Source organism: Actinacidiphila epipremni (assembly GCF_012034175.1).
Taxonomy (GTDB): Bacteria; Actinomycetota; Actinomycetes; order Streptomycetales; family Streptomycetaceae; genus Actinacidiphila; species Actinacidiphila epipremni.
Genome location: NZ_JAATEJ010000022.1, coordinates 48,369 through 71,225, shown reverse-complemented (window position 1 = coordinate 71,225; position 22,857 = coordinate 48,369). Strand labels below are relative to the sequence as shown.

Sequence of the window (22,857 nt, the reverse complement as noted above, 5' to 3'; positions counted from 1 at the left end):
GCCCCTAGCGAGCCCAGGCGCCGGTGGATGTTGCCGGTCGCCCTGAGCCCGGACTGCACGACGTCACGCTCTCTGGGCGCCGTGCGGGTCCCCAGCAGCTGCCTGGCGGACCAGAAGCCCCACTCACCCCCAGAACAGGAGGACAGCACCGTGACCACAGTCGTCCAGATCGACACCAGTATCGGGTTACGCACTCGGGACCCGAAGGAACTCCTCAACGCCGTCCAGCCCAACATCGCGCATCTGACGGTCAACATCCTCGACGGCGGCATGACCCTCTGGGACCGCGAGATCGCCCTCCTGCTGCGTGACCACACCATGGTCCGCGACATGGCCGAACGCATCCTCGGCAACGCCGTCATGTACACCCTCGCCTGCATCGAGCACCCCGAGGTGCACCTGGGCGTCGGCAAACTCGTCGACATCGGCGTCCACCAGCTCATCCTCGACACGCCCGTCTGGTTCGCCCTGTGCGACGTGTACAACAGCGGCCGGTACAAGCACCACGCCCCGTTCATCGAGCGCCGCAGCGACGGCCTGTGCCTGCGCACAGCCGACTTCCTCACCTCGATCGGCTTCGACATCGACACCGAGCTGTGGGCGATCGACGGCACGGACTGCTCGCCGTGCGACAACAAGGTCCCCGACAGCCACTGAACCGAACGGTGCCCCGCTCGTCCGGTGCCTGCGGGCATCATGGGGCGGGGCGCCGCCTTCTTCGGCAAGCAGAGGACACATATGCCTGCGCAACACGACATCGTCGCCGAGACCGAACTGTGGGACACCTACGCCCGCACCGCCTTCAAAGACGAAGCCGAGCCGGTCTTCCGCTGGACGCAGTACGCCGGCCACGGCCCCGGCCCTGAGCTCCTGGGCGACCCGGGCAGCGTCCTGGAGATCGGCTGCGGCACCGGACGCGCTCTCGCCCACCTGGCGCAGAACGGCGTGAAGGCCACAGGCGTGGACCTGTCTCCTGTGATGGTCGAGAAGATCGCTGAGCGCTGGGCGCCGTCAGGAGCGCAGTTCCACTGCGCCGAAGTGCTGGACTACCTCGGCTCCACCGCCGAGACGTACGACGCGGTGTACTCGATCTTCGGCGCGGCCTGGTTCACGGACCCGTCGAAGCTCTTCCCGCTCGTCCGCCGCCGACTCAATCCCGGCGGGACCTTCGTCTTCTCCCAGCCACCCGCGATCCCGGGCGCCTACGGCCCACAGGGCATGTACAAGGGCGGCTTCGCCGGGAAGGCCATGTTCACCTACCGCTACAGCTACCGCCCGCCCGTATGGGAACGCCTGCTGGCCCGCGCAGGTTTCGCCACCGCCGAGGCCCGCGTCCTGGACGCCCCCGAGCCTGACCACATTGGCACGCTCCTGGTCCGCGCCGAGGCCTGACGCGGAGCCCAGCTCGGGTGCCTCGCGCCTGCGGCCTGCGGCCGACACGCGGACGGGCAAAGGTCGCTTCGTCTCCCCCAGGACCCGGGCGCCCTCGCTCGGGTACTCGTGTCCTCGTCCCCCGGCGAGGACACGTGCGCAGGACGGGCGGTAGGACGTCCGGCGCGACAACTTGCTCTGCTCGGGGCAAGGAGTCCTTACCCCACAACTTGCTCGCCGCCTCCCCGCCTCGCTGTCATGGTGCTCGCCAAGGCCCTGCACGTGGCGCCGATCTGCCTGATCTATCCCGTCGGCCTCGTGGACCGTGTGCAGGCGCTCTCCGACGAGGAACCGACCGACACCTTCGCGGCACTCCAGTGGTTCACCGGCGAGTCGTACGGCTACGACGGCCCCAGCCGCCAACTGCGCGAGCGCAGAGCCGCACCGCAACGGACCTGGTCAATGGATGCCGAGGGCAACATCGTCTGGAAGGACGCCCCGGCAGACGGTCTCTGAACCTGCTGGGGGAAGCACCATGAAGGGCTCGGCGCACCGCCGCTGCTACTGCCGTGACACCGAAACCGGCCGGCCGCTTGGCAGCAACTGCCCCAAGCTCGCGGACCGCAAGCACGGCTCCTACTCCGTGCGCCAGGAACTCGCGCCCCGCGAGGACGGCACCCGCCGCTCCTTCAGCCGCGCCGGGTACGACAGCCGCAAGGCGGCCCAGGCTGACCTGGACCACGTCCGCACGCTCCTCGGCCTCGCCGACACCGACGACCAGGACAGCGTCGAGCGCGTCGCGGCCCTGCTGGAACGCCTTGTCGAGGAGAAGGCGCCGCTCCCCGACGTGGAGGAGATCCGCCGGCGCCTCCGGTCCGGGCTCGACCTACGCGGCGGCACGACAGTCGGGGAGTGGCTGGACCTCTGGTTCGCGTCCAAGAAGCGCCGGAGGACGACCCTCAACGGCTACGCCTCGCACATCAACGTCCACCTCAAGCCGCGCATCGGCTACGTCCGGCTCGACCGGCTCAACGTCGGCCACCTCGTGGAGATGTTCGACGGAATCGCCGACTCCAACGAAGTCATCGCGGCCGAGAACGCGGCCCGGCGCGCACAGATCGCGCGCTGCAAGCCGAGTGCGCCGGGGCGGCCCGTTGCCGCGGAACGGGCGCGGCTGGCGGCGGAGCGGGCGAAGCTCGCCGGGATGCCGCCCTTCCGCAAGGTGACCGGCCCTTCCACCCAGCAGGCGATACGCCGAACCCTGCGGGCGGCGCTCAACTCCGCCATCGCGCAGCAGCTCATCACCTTCAACCCGGCCTCCCACGTCGAACTCGCCTCGGGCCGTAGGCCGAAGCCCCTGCTGTGGACGGACGAGCGCGTCCGGCGGTGGCGGCAGACCGGCGAGATACCCGGCCCGGTCATGGTCTGGACACCGCAGCAGTTCGGCGTCTTCCTCGACGCCGCCCAGGACGACCGCCTCTACGCCCTCTTCCACCCCGTCGGCTTCCGCGGCTTGCGTCGCGGCGAGGCCGTCAGCCAGGACTGGAGCAACGTCGACCTCAAGGCCGGCCTCATCACCCCGGCCAAGGAGATCGTGGTCGACGGCTGGGACCCGTACGAGGCCGAGCCGAAGACGGACGGCAGCGCCAACACCATCGCTCTCGACAGCCTGACGATCGCGGCCCTCCGCGCCCACCGGAAGCGCCAGAAGAAGGACCGCAAGAAATTGGGCTCGGCTTGGAACGACACCGGCAAGGTCTTCACCCGCGAAGACGGCTCCTGGCTCCACCCGGAGATGGTCTCGGACACCTTCCGCCGCATCCACGCGACGACCGGCCTCCCGCCGATCACCTTCCGCGACCTCCGCCACGTAGCCGCGACCCTCACCCACGCGGGTGGCGGCGACATCCACACGGTGAAGAAGGTGCTGCGCCACTCCACAATCGCCCTGACCTCGGACACCTACACGAGCCTGCTGCCCGAACTAGACCGGGAGGTCGCGGAAAGGGCCGCCCGACTCGTTCCCCGAGTTCGCCCAAAGGCCAAGGCACAGCAGACCACAGTGAACTCGGCGCAGATAATATCGACACAGCCAGGTTCTTGATCATGTGCCCGCGCCCCCTAAGCGGACGAGGAGAAGCTGCCTAGCGCAGACTATGGGACTAAGGCACCAACTGGACGACGAAATGGCTACTCCCATTCGATATAGAAGCGCTCCACCAAATCTGTGATCAAGTCTGCCGGATCCTCACCGCGCTCTTTCATGTAGAGCATCTCGTCGAGATGTTCCACGGTCAGAAACACTATGACCTTGCCGTCTTCGCTATACACGCTATTCCGTTTTAGGTGGGCGGCATGATTGGGCTTCTTTGTCGATACGATCAGCGCGAGTCGTCCCAGCGGCTTGGTGAGGTAGTTACGCGTCTGATTGACCTCATCCTTACCGATCTCCTCTGTGTCGTAGTTCTTGAACTCGACAAGGATCATACGTGCATCAAGCTCATGTAAGAGTCGTCCCCAGTGGTTCGACGCACCATGGTTCCGATTCGGAAATATCGCGTCCCGTCGGTCAATGCCGGAATACGATCTAGCTTGAATTATGGGATCCGCTAGTTGTGGCACGAAGAGATGGGCTAGGACAGCTATCGCGGCGTCCTCGAACTGCTTCCACCCCGAGGTCCCACGCGGGACAGCCCTGAGCCGATCTCTTAGAGCCTCTTCAGGAGTCGCCATCGCGCCTCGCCGTCGGCGCAGGCCCGAAGTGACGCGATACGACTGAGGGAAACTGTCGGAGAAGTCTTTTTAGTTCAACGCCATCAACTACTCGCAACGTGATATGAGAACTCTGCTCCAGCTCCGCCACGTACTCCTCAGCCACAGAGGTTAGTTGGGCGTTCGTGATGAGCAAACCACGCGTTCTACCGGGGGATACAGCCAGAATTCCAGCAAGCCTCCTAATTATCTCGAAGGAGATGCGTTGGTGCGAGTAGAGCTTCGTCTCGACCAACCACACCTCCGTCTCAGGTGACCCGAAAGGATCGGAGCGCTGGTATGTAGCACGCATATCCGCCCCCGCATCTCCCGGGCCCGCCGCTACCTCGACGTCGAACCCAAGAGTGCGAAGCAGGTCTGCGATGAGAAGCTCGAACTTTAGTGGGCCCATTCCGTCGAAGTCTGCCAGTGCTGTCATCTCGATCTGCCGAACAAGACGCTGGAGCCCCCCGTCGATGTCTCCAGTAAGGTCCAGCACTTGGCGGTCGCGGAGTGACGGCGGCAGATCAGTTGGTGCGATGAGGACTGGAATGAGGTCGGCACCGCGCCGGTCAAGGTCACGGGACAAGGCGTACTCCACCTCAGAGTTGACCCACTTACTCATGGTGGATGCGGGAGACAACAGGACTACTACGACGTCACTTGCTCGAAGGCTCTGTCGTAACCAATCCGCCGCATTTGCTGCCGGGTGCGAGACCGGGTTCGAGGGGACGACCTCGAACCCGGCGAGAGCCTCCCTTACGCGCTGCGCAAGGAGGTCGTCAGAATGGGCGTAACTGAGGAACACTCGTGGGCGAGTGGTTGACAACTGGGAGTTGCGCACCAGTCAATCGTAGTCCACTCGAAGCTGGCGCGTCAGGCTTCTGCGGAAGAGACAGGAAGGAGGGGGCTGACCGATCCCATCCGCCCAGGGAAACGCGGCATGATGGCACAACTGGTGTCTGGGTTTGGCGCGGCCGGAAAAAGGGTAATCCATTCCGCCTCAACGCTTATTACTCACGACGCGAGCCCTAAAGGCTCTCCAGCATCAAACTGGCCGGGAAGTAACAGTCTCCAGTCTCGTTGGCGTGCCGCTTCTTACGTCCCAGCAGGTCGTCCAACCGGACGCGGTCATCGAGAACACAGAATAGATCAGTGCCGTCCATTGTCAGGAATGATGTGCCTTCCCGGAAAGCGGCCCGCGCACCCGCCGTGAAGCCGTTGACACTGATGAACAAACCAAGGGCGTTCTTGCCTTTACGACGTACCTTGTCGTTGAATTCTCGCAACTGGCCGGCCTCGATGGCTTCCTTCCACCACTTCGCCTCTAGTACGTAGTCGTCGGTGTCGAACGTGAACGAACCGTCGATCTGCTCGTATGCAAGCTCATAACCAAGGCGCGGTTGCATATCAAACAGGCGGAATAGGTTGTTCAGAAGAGTCTCAAGTTCGCGACCGGCTCGCTGCCGATTGGTCTCGGCCTGGAGGCGCAAGAATTCTTCCCTTAGTTCTGCGAGCCTCTGGGAGAAACCGCGCCTATGCTTCTGACGTTCCTCATCCTCGACACGTTGGGCCTCTACCTTGGCGCGCTCGTCGAGGACTCCCTGAAGGCGCTCAGTCCAAGACTTCAGATCAGCCACAGCCTCCCGAGCCTGCGACAGCAGATTTTCAGAATCCGACTGCCGCTTCAGACTGGGGAAGGACTCCATCTGCGAGATCTCCAGCATGATCGCCAGAGTGACGTCTCGATACTGTTCTTCATCGGCCATGAGCCGGTCCACGAACTCGTCGGCGAAAGTCCGCTTGTAGGCATTGGAATCCAGTCCGGTGAGAAGTTCCGGATGCTCTGTCGAGCGGCGCCTGATGAATTGGATGAGGTCCTTCTTGTACCAGTAGATCGTGGCCAATGCCTCAGTTAGAGAGCCGTAGGCGGCCGGATGAATCTGCTGCGATCGAATGGACGTCACGTCGCCCCCGCCTCCCCAGCAGGCCAGCCCCAGCGCTGACCCCACCTGATGATGTTATCGAGTGACACCGAGTGAGTGCGTCCTCCCGAGACATCCCGTGAGGCACACCGCGAGCACACCAGGTGTTGCCGGTTGGTGGAGCCAGTCCTCGCGCGGTCAACCGCGCCCCCCGCTCACGCATCGCTCACGCACGGACCCCGGCATGGCTGTGCCCCGGCCGCTCGGAAGCGATCGGGGCACCAAACCCGCAGGTCAGCGGCTCCCGCAGGGGTCCGACCCGGTAGGCCGTGTGGGACTCGAACCCACAACCAATGGATTAAAAGTCCACTGCTCTGCCAATTGAGCTAACGGCCCGCACCGGACAGCATAACCGGGTCGTCGCGTGGGCTCAGCAGGGATATGGGGTGTCGGGGCCCGGGCCCCCGGGCCCGCCGGTCGCGCGGGGCCGGCGGGGGGGGGGGAGGGCGGTCAGCCGTTGCGCTTCCAGCGGGGCTTGCGCTCGGTGTAGGTGGGGCGCTCGTCGCGGCGGTCGTAGGAGGACGGGCCCGAGGGGCGGCGGTCGCGGTCGCGGGTGCCGTAGGACGGGCGGGCGTCGCGGGAGTCACGCGTGCCGTAGGACGGGCGGCGGTCGTCGCGCTTGCCGTAGCTCGCGGTGCCCGGGCGGCTGTCGCGGCGGTCGTCGCGGTTGCCGTAGGACGGACGGGAGTCGCGCCGGTCGTACGACGGGCGGCTGTCGCGGCGGTCGTACGAGGGGCGGGCCTCACGGCGGTCGTCGCGGCCGTTGTACGACGCGGGTCGGCGGTCGTCCTGGCGGTCGTACGACGAAGGCCGGCGGTCGTCCTGCCGGTCGTACGACGTGGGGCGGCGGTCGTCGCGGCGGTCGTACGACCCCGGGCGGCGGTCCTCGTACGACGGCCGGCGGCGGTCGAAGTTGCCGCGCTCATCCCGGCGGTCGTCGCGCCGGTCATCCCGCCGGTCATCCCGGCGGTCGTCCCGGCTGTCGCGGCGGTCGTCCCGCCGCTCGTCGCGGCGCTGGTACGCCGGCGCAGCCGACTGCGTCTGGTGGCGCTCCTCGTGCCGCGGCTCCGGGATCGCCGCGGCGGCCAGCGCCTGCGCCGTCTCCGCGGCCTTCGCCGCGACCGCCTCGTCCGGGTCCTCCCCGCGCTCGCGCGCGGAGCGGGCGGTCAGCCGGTCGGCCTCCTCGCGCAGCTCCGCCGCCCGGCGCTGGACCCGCTCCAACTGCCGCGTCAGATCGGCGACTTCGCGCTCTGCCTGCGCCGCGGCGTTCTGCACGGCGTCGGCCTGCACGTCGGTCAGCGACCGGGCGCCGGTGATCCGGGCCACGTCCTCGTCGAACGCGCCCGCCCCGCCGATGATGTGGCGCGAGGCGTCGACGCCCGCGTCCTCCATCAGCCGGAAGATCTGCTTGCGCTGGTGCGGCAGGGCGAGCGAGACGACCGTACCGGACTTGCCGGCCCGGGCCGTACGACCGCTGCGGTGCAGGTAGTCCTTGTGGTCGCCGGCCGGGTCGACGTTGAGCACCAGGTCGATGCCGTCGACGTGGATGCCGCGCGCGGCGACGTCCGTGGCGACCAGGACGTTGACCTGGCCGGCCTTGAAGTCCTCCAGCGTCCGGGTCCTGGCGCCCTGCGTCATGCCGCCGTGCAGCGCGTCGGCGCGCACACCGCCCTCGATGAGCTGCTCGGCGACCCGGTCGGCACCCATCTGGGTGCGGACGAAGATGATCGTCCGGCCCTTGCGCGCCGCGATCGCCGCCGTCACCGGCGCCTTGTCCTTGGGCTTCACGATGAGGACGTGGTGCGTCATCGTCGTGACCGCGCCCTGCGCCGCGTCGACCTCGTGCGTGACCGGGCTGACCAGGTAGCGCTTGACGAGGGTGTCGATCTCGTTCTCCAGCGTCGCGGAGAACAGCAGCCGCTGGCCGCCCGCCGGGATCAGGTCGAGGATCTCGGTGACCTCGGGCAGGAAGCCCATGTCCGACATCTGGTCGGCCTCGTCCAGCACCGCGATCCGCACCTGGTCGAGGATCGCCGCGCCGCGGTTGATCAGGTCGCGCAGCCGGCCCGGCGTGGCGACGAGGACGTCGACGCCGCGCTCCAGGGCGTAGATCTGGTTCTGCATGGACGTGCCGCCGCACACGACCTTCATCTTCAGGCCGAGGACGTCGCCGTACGGCTGCAGCGCGTCGGCGACCTGCATCGCGAGCTCGCGGGTCGGGGTGAGGATGACACCGCGCGGGCGGCGCTTGTCGCTGCGACCGCCGGCGAGCTGGGTGAGCAGCGGCAGGCCGAAGGACAGCGTCTTGCCGGAGCCGGTACGGCCGCGGCCCAGGATGTCGCGGCCGGCGAGCGCGTCGGGGATCGTCGCGGCCTGGATCGGGAAGGGGGTGACCACGCCGTTCTGCGTCAGCTTGCGGACGATCTCGTCCGGCAGGCCGAGGTCGGCGAAGGTGACGGTGGGCTCGGCGGGCTCGGTGGGCTCCGCCGACTCGGTGGAGCCGGTCGGCTCAGCCGGCTCTGCCGGCTCGGGGCGGCCCTCGGTGGCCTCGTCGACCTCGGCGGTGACGGTGACCTCGTCCGTGAGGACGGCGGCGTCCGCGGCGTTCTCGGGCATGGCGGAACGGTCGGCACTGGCAATGGACATGCGGAAGCAAAACCTCTCGGAGACTTACGGCACGCGCCAGCTCCACAGGTTGCTTGCAACCGCCTCGATGCGGTCAGCCACAGGAGAAAAGGAACGCGCCACGCGGCGCGCTACGGATCAGGCGCCAGGCAGGGAATCAGGGAATCAGGGGGATCAAACGATCTACCAGCATACGCATACGCCGCCGCTTTAGCGAATCCCTTCCTCGGAGGGCGGCTGACCTGCGATTTTACGGCTCGGGGGTATGTGAGGGGGCGCTTACGGCTGGGGCGGGTCGCCGCCGGGGTCGCCGGAGCCGGCGGTGGCCGTCGGGTCGTCGCCGTCGGGCGGCGGGGCCGTGGGGTCGTCGGCGGTGGGCGGCGCGGCGGACGTCGGGGGGTCGGCGGTGGGCGGCGTCCCGGCGGTCGGCTGCGGTACGGAGGCGCCGCCGCCTGCCGCGGGCGGTACGGGCCGGCCGCCGCCCCCGCCGGTACGCCCCCGCGCGGGCGAGCCGGACGCCGCCGGGGAGGCGGAGTCCGCGCCCGGGCCCGTGCCCGCGTCTGCCTCGCCCGCCTGCCGCGGGGAGGGCGACATGCCGTCCTGCCCGCGCCCCGGCCGGTCCGCCGCCGGCCCCGGGTGCGCCCCGGCCCGTACCGCCGCGCTGCCGCTCGCCGACGCCGTCGCCGGCCTGCCCGCCGCGCCGCCCGTACTGACGCAGGACGCCACGCCGGCCGCGAGCAGGGCGACCAGCACGGCGGAGCAGCGCACTCGGGCTGAGGGCGCCGCGGGCTGCTTCGGCTGCGACGGGTACGACGGCTTCGACGGCTGCGACGGGTACGGGGACGCGTACGACCGCGGGTGCGGCTTCGGCTGCGCTGGGGGCATCGGGCGCGGACCTCGCGAATCGGGGCTCGGGGCATGGGGGACGGTGTCTCCCGTGCCCAACGCCCCCACGCACCCCCAGGACACGCCTACGCAGCGGACGCCGGGTCCTCGGCCGTACGCGAGCCACAGTTGCCGCGGGTCCTCGGCCGTACGCGAGCCACAGTTGCCGCGGGTCCTCGGCCGTACCCGAGCCCCCGCCGCCGCGGGCCATCGGGCCGTACGCGAGCCGCTGTCACCGGAGCGGCCGTACCCGCGCCCCGCCGCCGCGCGGCGGGTCAGCCGTAACCGAGTGCGTGCAGCCGCGCGTCGTCGATGCCGAAGTGGTGCGCGATCTCGTGGACGACGGTGATCTCCGTCTCCTCCACGACCTCCTCCCGCGTCCGGCACATCCGCAGCGTGGGCCCGCGGAAGATCGTGATGCGGTCCGGCAGCACGCCCGCGTACCACTCGCCGCGCTCGGTGAGCGGCGTCCCCTCGTACAGCCCCAGCAGCTCCCGGTCGCCGTCCGGCGGCTCGTCCTCGACGAACACGGCGACGTTGTCCATCAGGCGGGTCAGCTCGGCGGGGATCCGGTCGAGCGCTTCCCCGACCAGCTCCTCGAACTCCTCGCGGCTCATCTCCAGCACCCCCTCATTCTCCCGCCCCCACCCCGCCCGCCGCCCCTCCCCGCCGCACGGAAAGGGTTTTGGCTAACCCGCCGCGCATCCCCTATGCTGCTGACGTCCCCGAAGCGCGCCGCAAGGCGCTGACGGCTGGCCGATTAGCCCTCATCGTCTAGTGGCCCAGGACGCCGCCCTTTCAAGGCGGTAGCACGGGTTCGAATCCCGTTGGGGGCACCACAAAACCCTGCACTAGCGGTGCCTGACGCCGGGGCGTCGGGTGCGGTTGCGGGCATGGTCTCTCTGATCTTTTCGGTGGCTGCCGTCAGGTCCGGCAGGATGTGGGCGGGCAAGGTGACGCTGATGGTCGCTGCGTCCGAGTCCAGGTGGAGCTTGACTCGGAGCCTGATGATCTCGAACAGTGGGCGGAGTAGGCGCTCGGGTGCCTTGGCCAGGTTCAGTGCGAGGTAGGGCACGGCGTCCAGAAGGTCCGCGTCGGCTTGGGTGGGCCCTTGCGGTGTGGCCGGCTCGGTTGCGTCAAGGGCTTCGATGCCGGCCAGGAGCCGCAGTTTGTTGGCTTCGAGCCGGTTGAAGCTCTCGCGCAGGCCGGCTGCGAAGGGGTCCCCCGGCGCGCACTCCTGGGCCTGGGCGAGCAGGTTGTCCTGCCGGCGGGTGGTTTCGGCGAGTGCGCGCCGCAGGTTATCTCGTTCCCGGTCCCGTTGTCGGGCGGCGGTCTCGTCCTTCGTGTCGAGGGCCGAGAGGAACAGTTCTCGGCGGTGGGGACCGAAGAGCCGGTCGGCGAGGAAGTCCGAGACACCTGCGAGGACCACGTCCTCTCGGATGTAGACGGACTTCGGATGTCCGGGGTATTCGGTGCAGGTCTTGTCTCGGCCTCGGTTGTTCGCCTTGGGCCAGCAGGTGTAGTACGTGCGCGTCGGCCGCCCGTTGCCGGCCATCCTGCGGTCGCACCCGCAGATCATCATGCTCCGGAAGAGGTACGTCCGTCGGGCGTGTGGGTCCTTGCTCAGGTCGCCGCCTGGGCGGGTGCCGTGCTCTTGGTGGGCGGTGTTGTTGATTTCGTCGAACATCCACTTGGGGATGAGGGGTTCGTGGACGGGCTCGGGTGACCAGACCCAGAGGGCGGGGTGGTTGTGGGCGCCGTGTTTGGAGCGGGTGGCTCGGCGGTTGAAGACCTGGTAGCCGGTGTACTTGGGGTTGTGGAGGATGTCGTAGACCGCCGACCTGCTCCACGCCCCGCGGGCTCGCTCCGGTCCCCCGGGTGGTGTCGGAGGGGGGTAGCGGTCCGGGTCGGTGTCCAGGCGGTCGGTGATCTGGCCGTAGCCGAGACGTTCGTAGTAGCGCCAGTTGGCTATCTGGGTGACGGTCTCCCCGAGTACCCCCTCAGGTTCGAGGCGAGTCTTCGTGGCGCCCTTGGCGGCCTTCGCCGGGTTGGGGTGCCGGTAGCGTTTTGCTTTGTAGCCGTGGGGCGGTTTGCCGATGTTCCAGCCGTCACGGACGTGGGTGCACAGTCCGCCCCAGGACATCTCCAGGGTGTTGAGAACCTCGTACTCGGCGACGGACTGGTTGATGCGCCGCATGAGGATCTGCTGGGCTCGGCCGCCGTCGAGCTTGATGGGTTCGTTGGAGGCGAAGAGCGGGACGCCGGCTTTCTCCAACTCGCGTTCGATGGAGAGCCCTTCGAACATGCGCCGGGCGGTTCGGGCGACGCCTTCACAGATGACGACGTCGAATCGCCGGGTGGGGCGTGCTGCTTCGGCCAGGAGGTCGGTGATGCCGCCGTCGCGGGCGATGGGGATGTCGAAGCGCTCGTATCCGCGCTTACGGCCGCGTGCCGCCAGCTCCATCCGGCCGGACTCGACGTCATAGAAGTGGCAGACGACCGCCCAGGCTTCGGGCAGTGCGCTCTTGCTGTTACGGAGCTGCCGGATGAGCGACTGCCGTGGATCCTGCTGCTCCTCGGTCGAGGTCCGGCCCACCCACGCGACCCGTACCTCGCCGCGGAGCAGGGCGGTGGGCATGCCGAAGGGGGATACGGCGAGGTCCGAAAGGGGCGAGGCCGGCGGACCGGAGGGAGAGGGGAGTCGGCGATTCAGAACGGGGGAGGGCGGATTGCCGGTGTAATCGGGGAAGTTGTCGATGGTCATGCCGCGGTGTCCTCGTGATGCTCGGAGGAGTCCTCGGCGGCTTTGCGGGCGTCCACCGCCCATCGCAGCAGGTCACGTATCGCGACGGCCAACTCGCCCTGCAAGCGCTCCCCTGCGGCGCCACCGAGGGAGGTCACGTGCCCGGTGAACGAGAGGGCACGGCCGCGCTTACTGCGGCCAGTATACGACCAGGCACCCCCGTCAGGCGGACTGTTGGGGCATGACTGAGCGTCCCCTTGGGGCGGCATCGGTTCCCTCCAACGAAGCGACGACGTGCCTTACATCCCCAAGGCCGCCACGCGCTCGCGCTTTGGACACCACGCCGCTCGGCCGGTCGATGAGGCCGCGCCCGTCCACCTGGAGAGCGAGGTTGCTCGTTCTCTTACGGGTGAGCTAACGCGCAGCTAAGACCGTGTCCTGTGTGGTGACGCGGACGCTCTGCTCGTAGCAGCAGAGCGCCGCGGCGAGTCCGAGTAGGAGCCAGGTAGTTGCGGGATGACGCTCGTAGCGGGGGCGGAGTCTGCGGTAGCCGGACAGCCACGAAACGGCCCGCTCGATCACCCACATCCGGTGCCTTAAGCGTTCGCCGGATTCGATGCCCTTGCGGGCGATGCGCACGCCGATCCGCTGCCGCGCAGCCAATTCCGCAAGTCGAGTCGGTCGTACGCCTTGTCGGCGGGAAGGCGCCGGGGCTTGAAGTAGCGGATACGGCGGGGGCGTGTCTCGTGGTGGTGATCTGCGACTGTGGGCTTCAGCCCCTCACCGTTGTGGACGTTGCCGGCCGAGTCCCCGACGAAGAGGGATAGTCCAATTTGCGTCCAACAGGACGTGCATCTCGGAGCCGGACTCGCCCGGTCCACGGGCCTCGGACCTGTGTGTTCGCCCCCTCTTCAGCCGTGACATAGGCGGTGTTCAGGACGACACGGGTCACGTCGATGAGGCTGGCGCCGTCGAGACGGTGCAGTACAGCCTCATGCGGGCGGCCCCAAACACCGGCTCTTGACCAGATCACGGACCGGCGGTGCGCCGTCGACTTCGACATCCTGAAGCAGGGCGGAAGCTGGCACCATGCGCAGTCGCCGACCAGGACGTTTGCGATCGCGGCGAACACCGACCGCTGGCCTACGGAGCTTTTCCGCCTCATCGGGGGATGATCAGATCGGTGAGCTGGCCCGCAGTTGGTATCCGCCCGTGGTTGACGACGACTGCGACGAAGATGACCACGACCGGCAGCAGAGGGATAAGGGCCGCGTCGGGCAATCCGAGGAACGCTGCGCTGGCCATCACTAGGACGACGGTGAGCCCCACTACGAGGGCCCGCAGCCGCTCTCTCGGTGTGGCCGGAGCCACGCCTACGAGGTGGTCTGCGTCGAGAAGGTCGTCGATACGCCCCTCAGCGTATCGTTCTGCAATGGTCAGGAGCATCACGGTGAGGTCTTCGAGAGCGGCGCCCGGCTTGGAGTCCTGTTGTGCCTCGGCCTGTCGCAGCGCGCCCACCACCAGGGCGGCATGGGCTTTGAACTGCCGTTCGTTGTGTCGTCTGGCTCTGGCGCGGCGGGTGCGGTGGGCCCTCCAGATGGCGCGTTCGACCGGTTGCATGGAGACGCGTGGAATCTGGCAGTTCGGCTGGGTTTCCTCCCAGTGCCGCAGGACCGTGGCGCACTGGGCAGCAACCGTCAGCAGGGTGACGACCGGCCAGCAGCGGCGGTCCTCCACGAGGAAACTGTTTCCGTCCGCGTGCCTGGTGAGACCCTCCAGGTCGTAGGCGGCCATTGTCGTGCCTGTGCCGGAGCTTGTCAGGTTCAGGCGTTTGATGAGCCGCACCTCAGCGATCAGGATCAAGGCCCAAAACAAGAGCGCTGACACTCTGCTGATTGTGGAGGGGTCCCAGGTGACGACGGACATCGGCAGGGACGCGATGCTGCTGAGCAGTTCCTGCGTCACACCAGGGTGCGGTCCGGGGGCTGGCCTCCACCGCAGATTTTCCCAGTCGGCCATGTTGTCGACGTGGCCCACGATGTACAACAGCAGCACAAACCGGATGATCTTGAACGGTCCAGCCAGAGGTCGGGCACGCCACCACCGCACGACGTACCCAGCGGCCAATCCGTGGCCGCCGACCCGGTCTCGTACCCGTGGTGGCAACAGCAGCATCTGCCTCAGAAGTGGACCAGCTCGACGCACCCCCGAGTCGGCACGCCACCTCTGCAGCTGCTCGAAGGACGCTGTTCCCCAGCGCTGAACCGGTCCAGGAATGACGAACAGAGCCATTGCGACCACGACCAGCCACGGAGTGATCGCGAAGAGGAGACCGTTCAGTACCTTGGCAGTCTCGTGCATCCAACCGCCAACAACCCTTGAATGTCAGGAATCGACGAGGGCGCATCGTAGTGGCCGTGCAACACGTGGCGCTGGTGGCGGAAGGGATGTGGCCTGCCTGGCGCGATGTCCTACTCCGGCTCCGCCCGGCCGTGCCGGGTCCCTCACCGATCGTTTCAGCGAAGTCGCTTCGGGGCTTAGCGATAAGGCCCTCGGGCGGCAGGGTACTGCTCGTATCGGATGATCTTGTGCCTGATGGCCTCTGGGAGCTAGTGGCACCGCTGCTGCCGCAGCGTCCGCCGAGGTGTCACCGCTACCCTGGCCGGCTTCCGGCGGCCGACCGAGCCGCGCTTCGCGGCATCGTTCACGTGCTGTGCGAGTGCGTGAGATGGCGGGACGCGCCCCCAGAGCGGGCCGGGTCAGCGGGGTGACGACCTGGCGGCGGCTGCGGAACTGGACCGAAGCCGACGTGTGGCCCCGGCTACACGAGGTCCTTGAGGATCCAGAGCCAGCTGGCCCTGAGCGTGTGGACGCAGTTGAGGGCTCCTCCGCCCGGCTTCAAAGGGGTGGATCCGGGATGAACTGGGAAAGGGGCGCGGGAAAGTCGGTCGTTTCTAGGGCTGCGCCGACAGAATGTGGATTGGTCTGTTTCAGACCGATTGAGTCGGTGCCGGGTGCGAGACTGGCATTGTTCGAACTGCCAGCCTGGGGTGGGCTTGCGTAGGGAGCGGGGAAGGCCTGGCTGTAGTGGGGAGGACGTGTGGACGCCGGGGAGCGGGTCGCGCAGCAGATCGAGTCGATGAGACGTCTTCTTGCGCAAGAGGAGCCGGGGGATCTCAGGGGGTATCTTTCGGTGCCGTCCGGGGGGCGGCCGGTAGTGGAGGGATCGACGGTTCCGTTGCTGGTCTCGCGGTGGCGGCAGCACGGCAGCGGGCTGTTCGTACCGGATCTTCCCTCGCCGGGCCCGATCGACTTGGTCCTGGCCTACCTGACTCCTGAGGAGATCTTCGGCGGTCCGCTGCCGCCAGGCTACTTGGTGCGCCAACTGAGGGCGCTTCCTCTGGTGACGGTACTGACATTCTGCGCGCTCGTGCTCAACGTGGTGGGTCGGCCGGATGCTGATCGCCGTGACGTCGACCGGTTCTTCGCCGAGTCCTGGCTGTCCGAGCCGATCCGCTCGCGCGTGCTGAATCTCCTGCGGGACAGGTCCCGGGGGCTGATCGTCCCGCAGGCGGTCATGCTGCTGGCGAGGTCGGCGTTCGAGCACTGCCCGCGCGCAGTGCCCGCGGGCGCGGCGCCGGGGAATGTGATCGGTGCGCTGCTGGTGCTGGCACAAGATCTGGGGCGTGGTCACACGGGACCATCGGTGATCAGCGACCAGCCGGGCGATCTGGGACGCGAACTCATCGCGAACCAGTACTTCAACCAAGTCTCGTTCGTGCCGTACACGCTCGCGCGGTTCGTGCGCCGCTGGCGGGAGATTCCCGGTGAACTGGCCGGGCAGAACGGCATCGTCGACTTGGCCGAGGCCTACGAAACCTGCACCGGAGTCTCGTTGGACGACCTGGCGACCGTGGGTGTCCTGCTGTGGGCGTACGCCATCGGTGGAAAACCGGTGATTCCGCTGAGGGTCCTGCAGGACCTGCCGCTTCCGCAGGGGCGGGCTGAGATGGTCCTGTCGCTGATCAGCGCAGATCTGAACGCATTCGGCGAGGGCGTTCGCGAGGAACGCGACCACCAGCACACTGAGTGGACCTTCGACACCTTCCAGCGGTGGCCCGTGATCCGGATCAGCGACGGCATGCTGCTGGTACTGGACCACCGCCTCCTGGTCGACCGGACCTTCGGCTGGCTCCCCCTCAACGACATCAAGAATCCACCCCCTGGGCGCAGCCGGCCCGGCGGTCACCGAAAGCTCGCCGCGCGGGCTGCCACCACGCTGCAACGCGCGAGCGAGGCATACGTTCTGGAGGTTCTGCGCGGCATATCCGGTGACCGTGGGGCTGGCCGTGTCTACGACGACGCCGACCTTAAGGCAGCCTTCGAGCGGCCCGGCCAGAGGATCGCCGATGCCGCAGTCGACTATGGCGACACCTGGGTGGTCGTCGAGGTCACCACAACCCAACTGCGCCGGGACGCCGCACTCGCAGTGACCGAGGAATCGCAGGTCGAGGATATAGACAAGCTTCTGGGCGAACTTGAACAGATCCAGGGGACGATCGACGCACTGCGCCGGGAGGAGTGCAGACCCACCGGCGTCTCATCCACGATCCGTAGGCGCTACCTTCCGCTTCTGCTTCTCACTGAGGGCTTCCCGGTCAATCCGGTGAGCCTGACCGTGTTCCGCGAGCGCGCACGTGGGCGGGGACTACTCCAGGCCGATGACGTCCTGCCGGTCGAGGTCCTCGACGTCGAGGAACTGGAGATGATTGAGGCCTTGCAAGAGCAGTCCGGGACGAGCCTGCTCTCGACCATCCTCGCCAAGCAGGCCAGCAGCCTCAGCCTGGCTGCAGTGCGGCACTACATCCTGTGCGAGCACAACCTGGTGACGATGCAATCCGAGCGGGTCAGCCACCTGTGGCCGAAAGTATTCGCCTCCATTGCCACACTTGAGGCTGCTGTAGACCAGGACACCCAGCCTGCTGAACGGCAGGCTGAATGAACCCGGGCGGCGGGGCAAAAGCGGCCTGGGCGAGGTCGTTTTTGGACCCTGGCCCAGGCCCCTCGCGCCGCCTCGGTTGCCGATCCGGCGGGCCTAATCCGCAGAACAGGCCGCCCACCTGGCGGGCCTGCATGTCCCAAAGACGGCTGGGGTAGTCGACCCCAATGGCGACGGCCACGGCCAAACCCGTAACGACTCAAGTGGCTCGACCGATTCGAAGGACGCCAAGGACGACAGACAAGTGGTGTCCAATCGTCGGGCCGTCGGTGAGAGCAGAGACACCGCTCCGCGACCAACGGACGGTGGAATGCAGGAGGGCCCTCAGCTAGTGGGCGGGTGGTGGCCCCAACAGGTCCCAGGGCGAGGTGTATCCGCCGGAGACATCGACGCCGCCGACGGAGCCTTCGGGCCCCGGTAGGGGCCGATGGGTAGCCGGCGGACGGGCTGGGGCGTCCGGGTGGGTGTCGAACCACGTCAGGCCTGCCGGGTCGAGGTGCCGGCGGGCGCGGGTGACGGCGACGTAGGCCAGCCGGGCCTCTTCGGGCAGGATCGGCATCGGTACCGGCCGGCCGTGGGCGTCCGTTTCCTCGCTGGGTGCGGGCTCGAAGTCGGGCGCGATCTGCACGCAGGGCCATTCGCGGCCCTTGGCTTTGTGCGCGGTGGAGACCACGATCTGTGCGTCGTGCTCCTCAGACAGTTTGCGTACGGCATTCAGGATGACCTCGACGCCGTGCTCGTCGATGATGTCGACCAGCGGCAGGAGATCCTGCCCGGACGGGTCGAACTCGGCGTACTCCTGCAACTCGCCCCAAGTGCTGAACAGCAGGAGTTCGGGGTGGGAGGCGCGGCGGCCGGCTTTGAGCTGGCCTGCGGCGATCGCGAGTTCCTCCAGCGCCGCGCCGCCGCCGACCAAGGCGACGCGGCGGTTGTCCGCGAGTAACTGCATCACCGCCACCATCGCTCCGACGTTCGTCCTGCATAAGATCGCGTCGGGCGATTCAGCGGGGCCGATGGTCGTGGTGATTGCAGGGGTGCCGCTGAGCCTGATCGGGGACTCCACGAGAGTCAGCCAGCGGTTGGCTTCCCGGGCGAGGGCGGGGCCGAACCGGAAGGACTGTGAGAGCGCGAGTTGTTCGCCGTCGAAGTCGGTCATGACGTCGCGGGCGCCGCGCCAGGAGTAGATCGCCTGTGCGGAGTCGCCGACCATGACGAGCTGGGCGTGCGCGCGCTGGTTGTTGAAGATCTCCTCCAGGACCGGGTTGGTGTCCTGGGCCTCGTCCAGCAGCAGGTAGTCGCCGTGGATGGTCGGCTCGGTGAGGGCCCACATCTTGAGATAGTGATCGTGTTCGAAGCGCATGGCGCCGCCGGCCGGGTTCTGTAGGTCCTCCCATGCCTTGCGGGTATACGGCAGGATGAACTGCGCCAGTTGGTGGTGGAGGCTCTCTTCCTGCAGACCTCGGAGCACCGGCACATGGCGGAGCTGAAAGGTGGCGTCGGCGGAGTAGCAGAACCTGCGGACCGTGCGGACCAGAGCGTAGGCCAGGCCCTTGTTGGTGACTGTCCGGTCGCCGATCCGCAGCTCGGTCTTCGGGGAGAGCCCCAGCTCCGCGGCGCTCTGCCAGGCGGGCTTGCGGGGCGATCGCAACCGGGTTTCGAAGCGGCGTCCGACCTCCGCGTAGGCGAGGGAGTGGCCAGTGCGGCAGGCGACATTCGGGGGGAACTTCCCCGCCGCCTCGGCGGCGATGGACTTGTTGAAGGCAATGTAGCGGCCCTGGCGGCGATCGGCGCGTGCGAGCAACGTGAGTGTGGTGGTCTTGCCCGTGCCGGCGCCGGCTTGCAGCGCGAGGTGCTGTCCCGACCGGAAAACCGTCACAGCAACTTCCTGCTCCGCGGTCGGCTTGTGGGATGCCGCCGTCCGGCTCGCCGTCGGCCAAGCCCCAGCGCCGCCGCGGAGCAATGCCATATCGGGAGCCGCAGCTTGCTCGGCGAGGTCAGCCAGCCAGGCTGTAGCGACGTCGACGGCCTTGCGGACTAGATCCAGGTCGGCGCCGGCATGACTGCGCACACCGAGCCGACGGTTGATCTCGGCATTGACCGAGCCCTGGCTCTTGGCGGTCGCGCGGGCCAGTTCGCCCACGAGGCGGCGTAGTTCAGCCTGTGGGTTCCAGTCGATCGACCGCGGCCTCGCCGGTCGCCGGGATGCCGGTTCGCCGGGGTGGGGGCCGCCGGAGAACAGCGGCGACTGGTCATCGGGCTCTGGAGACCCCTGCGATCGGGGGGACGGACGGCTCAAGGATTCCTCGCACGGGCCGAACCACGAATGGGCTACAGAGAGTATTCGTGTACGCGCTCACTGCACAACCGTGTCTTCGGTGTCACTCTCTTGCCGACACTTGCTCGGCACATACCTTGTGACTGTGACGGCCGAGGTCGTCGAGAAGCTGCGCCTGTTTACCGCAATGGCAGCAGGGGCCCGGCTGCGGTGCCCAATGCGAAGGGTCGTTCCAGTCCAGGACCGCTCGCGCCGACTGTGTGGGAGTAGGGGTTGTAGGGGCAGGACGACACGTGGGCGCTGCACTGCTTCCACGCTGCACCTGCACCACGGGGACCGCCACTGCGGCGAACTCCGCCGGGCCGAAGGTGGCCAGGTACCGGGTGTGGTCGGTGCTGGTGACCCAGAAGCGGTGAAGAGTACGGGTGCTGACGCGGTGCTCGATGGGCACGATGGCGCCGGCTGCGGTCCTGCGGACCAGGTCGTCGAACATGATGTCGCGTACTTTGGGCAACACGTGGATCTTGCCGCAGCGCCGCACTCCGTCTGGGCACTGGTAGACCGCGGTCAGGTCACAGGTGAAAAAGTCCAGGACCCGGAAGCCGGAGACCACCCGCAGGTCGCCTGTCCGGGCGATGACTTCTGCTGGTAGGTGACTGCTCATCGTCCACTGCGTGTCGTTGCGCTGGGCGAACCGGGGACGGTCGGTGTGCCAGGCAGGAGTGATACCGAGTTTCCTGGCCTTACCGACGCGGTCGCCGACGCTGCCCGGCCCGGTGATGCCGACGTCGGAGAGCTGGACCTCCCAGCCGATCTTCAAGCCGTCGCCATTGTCGACGAGCGTGTCGGTACGGATGAAGCTCTTCCGGCCGAACGGGGTGACGACCTCGCTCTCCGCCCGGAATCCCGCCTCCTCGGCGGTCCGCACAATGCGTTCCTGGTACGCCCGGTGCTCGGGACTGACGACGACTTGATGGCGCTCTTCGTCCTCCGCACGCTCGTGGACCGCCTCCCGCCGCCCGTTGCGCTCGCGCAGGTACATCCACGCCTCCACGCCGGCCTGCTGACAGACGCCGCCACACAGCAGCCCACGCTCGGCAACTGGCACCCCACGCACGCCGCAGGCCCGGTCGTACCAGTACAGGCGCTCCCACAATCCCTCGAACTGTGGATGCCCTAGATCGTCTTGATTGAGATCGAGCCGGATCTTGAACTTGGCGTGCCACACGATGTTGGCCACAGGTTCCTCCCACCCAACTCCCCGCGTGTCAAAAACGGTACGCCTGGGGACTGACAGTGCGTCTTGTCCTTTCGCAGACATTCCGAGAACGAACAAGCACGCTCGACGGCCGTGCTGGCCGACGCCGTTCGTGCCCGAGGCGGAAAGCAGCCGGTCGTCCGATCTGGACCACTGCACATCCACGGGTTCGCACGTGCGCCCTGACCGGCGCGGAGGGCCGGTCGGCTGGGCTGTCGGCAGCTCGGGCAAGCCATCATCCTTCTGGCCGGCGCCGACTTCGTGACGGTTAACAACCGCCGTCTTGGCGTTGTGGTGGCGGTTCCTTGTCGCGGTTCTGGCTCGGTGATGGGCGTCAGCTCGTCGTCGAACCAGGAGGCGCCGCGTCATGGGTGCTCGTCGGGTAGGGATCGATGTGGGGCAGCGGGAGTTGTTGCCGCTGGAGAGTGCGAGGACGTCGTTCGCGTTGTTGGTGGCCGGGCCGGCGCCGTTGGCGTTGGACGGGCGGAGGTTCAGCGGGTTGCCGAACCGGCGGGTGCCGCTGGATGAGGTGCGGGAGTGGATGTTGCGGCGGCGGTGCCCCGCCGCGGCGCGCGATGAGGTGTGGTCGTACCTGGTGCGGCGGTCGCGGCGGGAAGGGGCGGCCTGGACGTTGGCGTGCACCGGGATGGCGTTGCCGGCGTTGAGCGGGGTTGCCCGGTGGCTGGGGGCGCGGTTTCCCGGGGACGTGTTCGACGTGCATGCCGAGGTGCTCTCGGGGTTCCTGGGCGGGCTGGCCAGGGTCGATCTGGGCCGACCGCATGTGCTGCCGCGGTTGAGGTGGGCGGCCTACCGGCAGGGCTATGCGGCGCTGATGGAGGCGTTGGACGCGCCGGTGCCGGTGAGGGCGGACGGGTTCCGGTCGCTCGCGCCGCGGGCGTCGGCGGGGCACCCGGATCTGGTGTTGGCGAGGGCGGTGCGTGCCGACGTCCTGTCGCCGGGGGATGCCGACTTGATCGGGGCCACGCGGTTGGAGGCCGTGCCGGTGTCCGTGTGGGCGGACGGCCACGCCATGACGGTGGCTGCTGCGTACAAGGCGCGCAGCCGTGCGGAGGCCCGGCTCGTGGCATTCATCCGGGACGAGTCGCAGGCTGCCGATCCGGAGGACCCGGCCGCAACGGAGGCTCTGCACCGGTTGGCCGACCGGTACCCCGCCGGGCATCAGCGGCGGGCCGCAGCCGGCGTGTCCAAAACGGCCGCGCATTAGGGCCTTTGGGGGCGCGGGAGCACTCCGCCCGCCCCGAACCGCCCCTTGTCTCGGAGGACCGCTGATGCGTCTGCTGCCCGCTGCCCGTCCGTACCGTCACCACGTCCGGCGCCGCCGCGCTCTTGCCGCGGCTGTCGTGGTTCTCGCCCTGTCCGTGGCGGCGGTGCCGGCGGCCACCGCCGCCGAGCCCTCGCAGGTGCTGGCGCTGGCTGATTCCGTCGACGCCGTCCTCAACAACATCCGTAACTGGATCATGGGCGTCCTGGCCGGTCTCGCGACGGTGTTCCTGTCCATCGGGGGCGTCCGCTACCTGATGGCGGGCGGCGACCCGGGCGAGGTCGAGAAGGCCAAGACGGCGTTCAAGAGCGCCGGGTGGGGGTACGGGCTGGCCGCGCTTGCGCCGGTGATCGTTCAGGTGCTCAAGAGCATCGTGGGCGCCTCGTGACAACTCACCGCGCCGCGCCGGGCCTTCGGGCCCGGCGCGGTTCGTTCGTACGGCGTCGACGGGGTCGGCGGCGACGCGGCCTTGTGGCTGCCCTCGCCGTCACGGTGGTGGTCGGCGTCGTCGGGGGACTTCCGGCACGCGCGGATCCGGTGCCCTCGCCGGGTCCGACGACCACGACCACCGCACCGCTGCCCACCACCGGCTCGCCGAGCATGCCGGCGCCCAGCACCACCCCCACCCCCGCGCCGTCTTCGTGCGCGCCGGAGGACTGCATCCCCCAGCCCGGAAGTTCGGC

The 22,857-nt window shown here is 68.0% G+C and carries 18 protein-coding genes, 2 tRNA genes and 2 pseudogenes; 9 read left to right on the top strand and 13 right to left on the bottom strand.

Annotated features, from left to right (window positions below):
- Nucleotides 1-150 precede the first annotated feature (150 nt).
- The 4 genes from HCN08_RS24410 to HCN08_RS24395 all read left to right on the top strand — a co-directional run bounded on the left by HCN08_RS24410 (nucleotide 151) and on the right by HCN08_RS24395 (nucleotide 3,475).
- Entirely contained in the window at nucleotides 151-657 is a 507-nt protein-coding gene (locus HCN08_RS24410; protein WP_322974652.1) for a hypothetical protein, read from the top strand.
- 81 nt (nucleotides 658-738) lie between these two features.
- A complete protein-coding gene (locus tag HCN08_RS24405; RefSeq protein WP_167985375.1) occupies nucleotides 739-1,392 on the top strand; it encodes a class I SAM-dependent methyltransferase in 654 nt (217 codons plus the stop codon).
- Nucleotides 1,393-1,629: 237 nt separating this feature from the next.
- Nucleotides 1,630-1,887, top strand: coding sequence for a hypothetical protein (locus HCN08_RS24400; protein WP_167985374.1), 258 nt, complete (start codon nucleotides 1,630-1,632; stop codon nucleotides 1,885-1,887).
- 19 nt (nucleotides 1,888-1,906) lie between these two features.
- Nucleotides 1,907-3,475 (top strand): site-specific integrase, encoded by a 1,569-nt coding sequence (locus tag HCN08_RS24395; protein ID WP_167985373.1) that lies wholly within the window; start codon nucleotides 1,907-1,909, stop codon nucleotides 3,473-3,475.
- 86 nt (nucleotides 3,476-3,561) lie between these two features.
- On the opposite strand, the gene HCN08_RS34875 is transcribed toward HCN08_RS24395, so the two are convergent.
- The 7 genes from HCN08_RS34875 to HCN08_RS24360 all read right to left on the bottom strand — a co-directional run bounded on the left by HCN08_RS34875 (nucleotide 3,562) and on the right by HCN08_RS24360 (nucleotide 10,243).
- The gene (locus tag HCN08_RS34875) at nucleotides 3,562-3,858 is read right to left on the bottom strand and encodes a hypothetical protein (RefSeq protein WP_206319184.1); all 297 of its coding nucleotides are present in this window, start codon (nucleotides 3,856-3,858) and stop codon (nucleotides 3,562-3,564) included.
- Nucleotides 3,859-4,090: 232 nt separating this feature from the next.
- Nucleotides 4,091-4,966 carry a TIR domain-containing protein gene (locus HCN08_RS24385; protein ID WP_167985371.1) on the bottom strand — a complete coding sequence of 292 codons (876 nt, stop codon included), beginning with the start codon at nucleotides 4,964-4,966 and terminating at the stop codon, nucleotides 4,091-4,093.
- 187 nt (nucleotides 4,967-5,153) lie between these two features.
- Nucleotides 5,154-6,089, bottom strand: a complete 936-nt coding sequence (locus HCN08_RS24380) for a restriction endonuclease (RefSeq protein ID WP_167985370.1) — start codon at nucleotides 6,087-6,089, stop codon at nucleotides 5,154-5,156.
- Between the two features lie 281 nt (nucleotides 6,090-6,370).
- Nucleotides 6,371-6,443 (bottom strand) — tRNA-Lys (locus tag HCN08_RS24375).
- Nucleotides 6,444-6,557: 114 nt separating this feature from the next.
- On the bottom strand, nucleotides 6,558-8,753 hold the full coding sequence (locus HCN08_RS24370) for a DEAD/DEAH box helicase (protein WP_167985369.1): 2,196 nt from the start codon (nucleotides 8,751-8,753) through the stop codon (nucleotides 6,558-6,560).
- A gap of 258 nt (nucleotides 8,754-9,011) precedes the next feature.
- On the bottom strand, nucleotides 9,012-9,485 hold the full coding sequence (locus HCN08_RS24365; protein ID WP_167985368.1) for a hypothetical protein: 474 nt from the start codon (nucleotides 9,483-9,485) through the stop codon (nucleotides 9,012-9,014).
- Nucleotides 9,486-9,892: 407 nt separating this feature from the next.
- Complete coding sequence (locus HCN08_RS24360; RefSeq protein WP_167985367.1) at nucleotides 9,893-10,243, bottom strand: metallopeptidase family protein; 351 nt, start codon at nucleotides 10,241-10,243, stop codon at nucleotides 9,893-9,895.
- A gap of 137 nt (nucleotides 10,244-10,380) precedes the next feature.
- Between HCN08_RS24360 and HCN08_RS24355 the strand changes: the two genes are divergently transcribed.
- Nucleotides 10,381-10,456 (top strand) — tRNA-Glu (locus HCN08_RS24355).
- 836 nt (nucleotides 10,457-11,292) lie between these two features.
- On the opposite strand, the pseudogene HCN08_RS36960 reads toward HCN08_RS24355, so the two are convergent.
- The 4 genes and pseudogenes from HCN08_RS36960 to HCN08_RS34855 form a co-directional block, all read right to left on the bottom strand.
- A pseudogene (locus tag HCN08_RS36960) lies at nucleotides 11,293-12,081 on the bottom strand (recombinase family protein); the annotation flags it as partial.
- A 296-nt stretch (nucleotides 12,082-12,377) separates the two neighbouring features.
- Nucleotides 12,378-12,518, bottom strand: a complete 141-nt coding sequence (locus tag HCN08_RS24345) for a hypothetical protein (RefSeq protein WP_167985366.1) — start codon at nucleotides 12,516-12,518, stop codon at nucleotides 12,378-12,380.
- A 256-nt stretch (nucleotides 12,519-12,774) separates the two neighbouring features.
- Nucleotides 12,775-13,495 (bottom strand): annotated as a pseudogene (locus HCN08_RS35680) (IS5 family transposase); the annotation flags it as partial.
- A 26-nt stretch (nucleotides 13,496-13,521) separates the two neighbouring features.
- Nucleotides 13,522-14,415, bottom strand: coding sequence for a hypothetical protein (locus HCN08_RS34855; protein WP_240970397.1), 894 nt, complete (start codon nucleotides 14,413-14,415; stop codon nucleotides 13,522-13,524).
- A 392-nt stretch (nucleotides 14,416-14,807) separates the two neighbouring features.
- On the opposite strand from HCN08_RS34855, the gene HCN08_RS36955 reads away from it, so the two are divergent.
- Both HCN08_RS36955 and HCN08_RS24325 read left to right on the top strand, forming a co-directional pair.
- Entirely contained in the window at nucleotides 14,808-15,131 is a 324-nt protein-coding gene (locus tag HCN08_RS36955; protein ID WP_407648878.1) for a transposase, read from the top strand.
- A 329-nt stretch (nucleotides 15,132-15,460) separates the two neighbouring features.
- On the top strand, nucleotides 15,461-17,362 hold the full coding sequence (locus HCN08_RS24325) for a hypothetical protein (RefSeq protein ID WP_167985364.1): 1,902 nt from the start codon (nucleotides 15,461-15,463) through the stop codon (nucleotides 17,360-17,362).
- A 325-nt stretch (nucleotides 17,363-17,687) separates the two neighbouring features.
- On the opposite strand, the gene HCN08_RS24320 is transcribed toward HCN08_RS24325, so the two are convergent.
- Both HCN08_RS24320 and HCN08_RS24315 read right to left on the bottom strand, forming a co-directional pair.
- A complete protein-coding gene (locus HCN08_RS24320) occupies nucleotides 17,688-19,325 on the bottom strand; it encodes a UvrD-helicase domain-containing protein (protein ID WP_167985444.1) in 1,638 nt (545 codons plus the stop codon).
- 412 nt (nucleotides 19,326-19,737) lie between these two features.
- Nucleotides 19,738-20,874, bottom strand: a complete 1,137-nt coding sequence (locus HCN08_RS24315) for a hypothetical protein (RefSeq protein WP_167985363.1) — start codon at nucleotides 20,872-20,874, stop codon at nucleotides 19,738-19,740.
- Between the two features lie 385 nt (nucleotides 20,875-21,259).
- On the opposite strand from HCN08_RS24315, the gene HCN08_RS24310 reads away from it, so the two are divergent.
- The gene (locus HCN08_RS24310; RefSeq protein ID WP_167985335.1) at nucleotides 21,260-22,117 is read left to right on the top strand and encodes a hypothetical protein; all 858 of its coding nucleotides are present in this window, start codon (nucleotides 21,260-21,262) and stop codon (nucleotides 22,115-22,117) included.
- Nucleotides 22,118-22,253: 136 nt separating this feature from the next.
- The gene (locus HCN08_RS34850; RefSeq protein WP_322974651.1) at nucleotides 22,254-22,562 is read left to right on the top strand and encodes a pilin; all 309 of its coding nucleotides are present in this window, start codon (nucleotides 22,254-22,256) and stop codon (nucleotides 22,560-22,562) included.
- Nucleotides 22,563-22,857: the final 295 nt, after the last annotated feature.

Bases quoted from the DNA above. Each gene is read 5' to 3' on its own strand.
- HCN08_RS24370 (WP_167985369.1), bottom strand. From the start codon at position 8,753: ATGTCCATTGCCAGTGCCGACCGTTCCGCCATGCCCGAGAACGCCGCG.
- HCN08_RS36955 (WP_407648878.1), top strand. From the start codon at position 14,808: ATGTGGCCTGCCTGGCGCGATGTCCTACTCCGGCTCCGCCCGGCCGTG.
- HCN08_RS24320 (WP_167985444.1), bottom strand. From the start codon at position 19,325: ATGGCATTGCTCCGCGGCGGCGCTGGGGCTTGGCCGACGGCGAGCCGG.
- HCN08_RS24395 (WP_167985373.1), top strand. From the start codon at position 1,907: ATGAAGGGCTCGGCGCACCGCCGCTGCTACTGCCGTGACACCGAAACC.
- HCN08_RS24310 (WP_167985335.1), top strand. From the start codon at position 21,260: ATGGGTGCTCGTCGGGTAGGGATCGATGTGGGGCAGCGGGAGTTGTTG.
- HCN08_RS34875 (WP_206319184.1), bottom strand. From the start codon at position 3,858: ATGATCCTTGTCGAGTTCAAGAACTACGACACAGAGGAGATCGGTAAG.
- HCN08_RS24405 (WP_167985375.1), top strand. From the start codon at position 739: ATGCCTGCGCAACACGACATCGTCGCCGAGACCGAACTGTGGGACACC.
- HCN08_RS24400 (WP_167985374.1), top strand. From the start codon at position 1,630: ATGGTGCTCGCCAAGGCCCTGCACGTGGCGCCGATCTGCCTGATCTAT.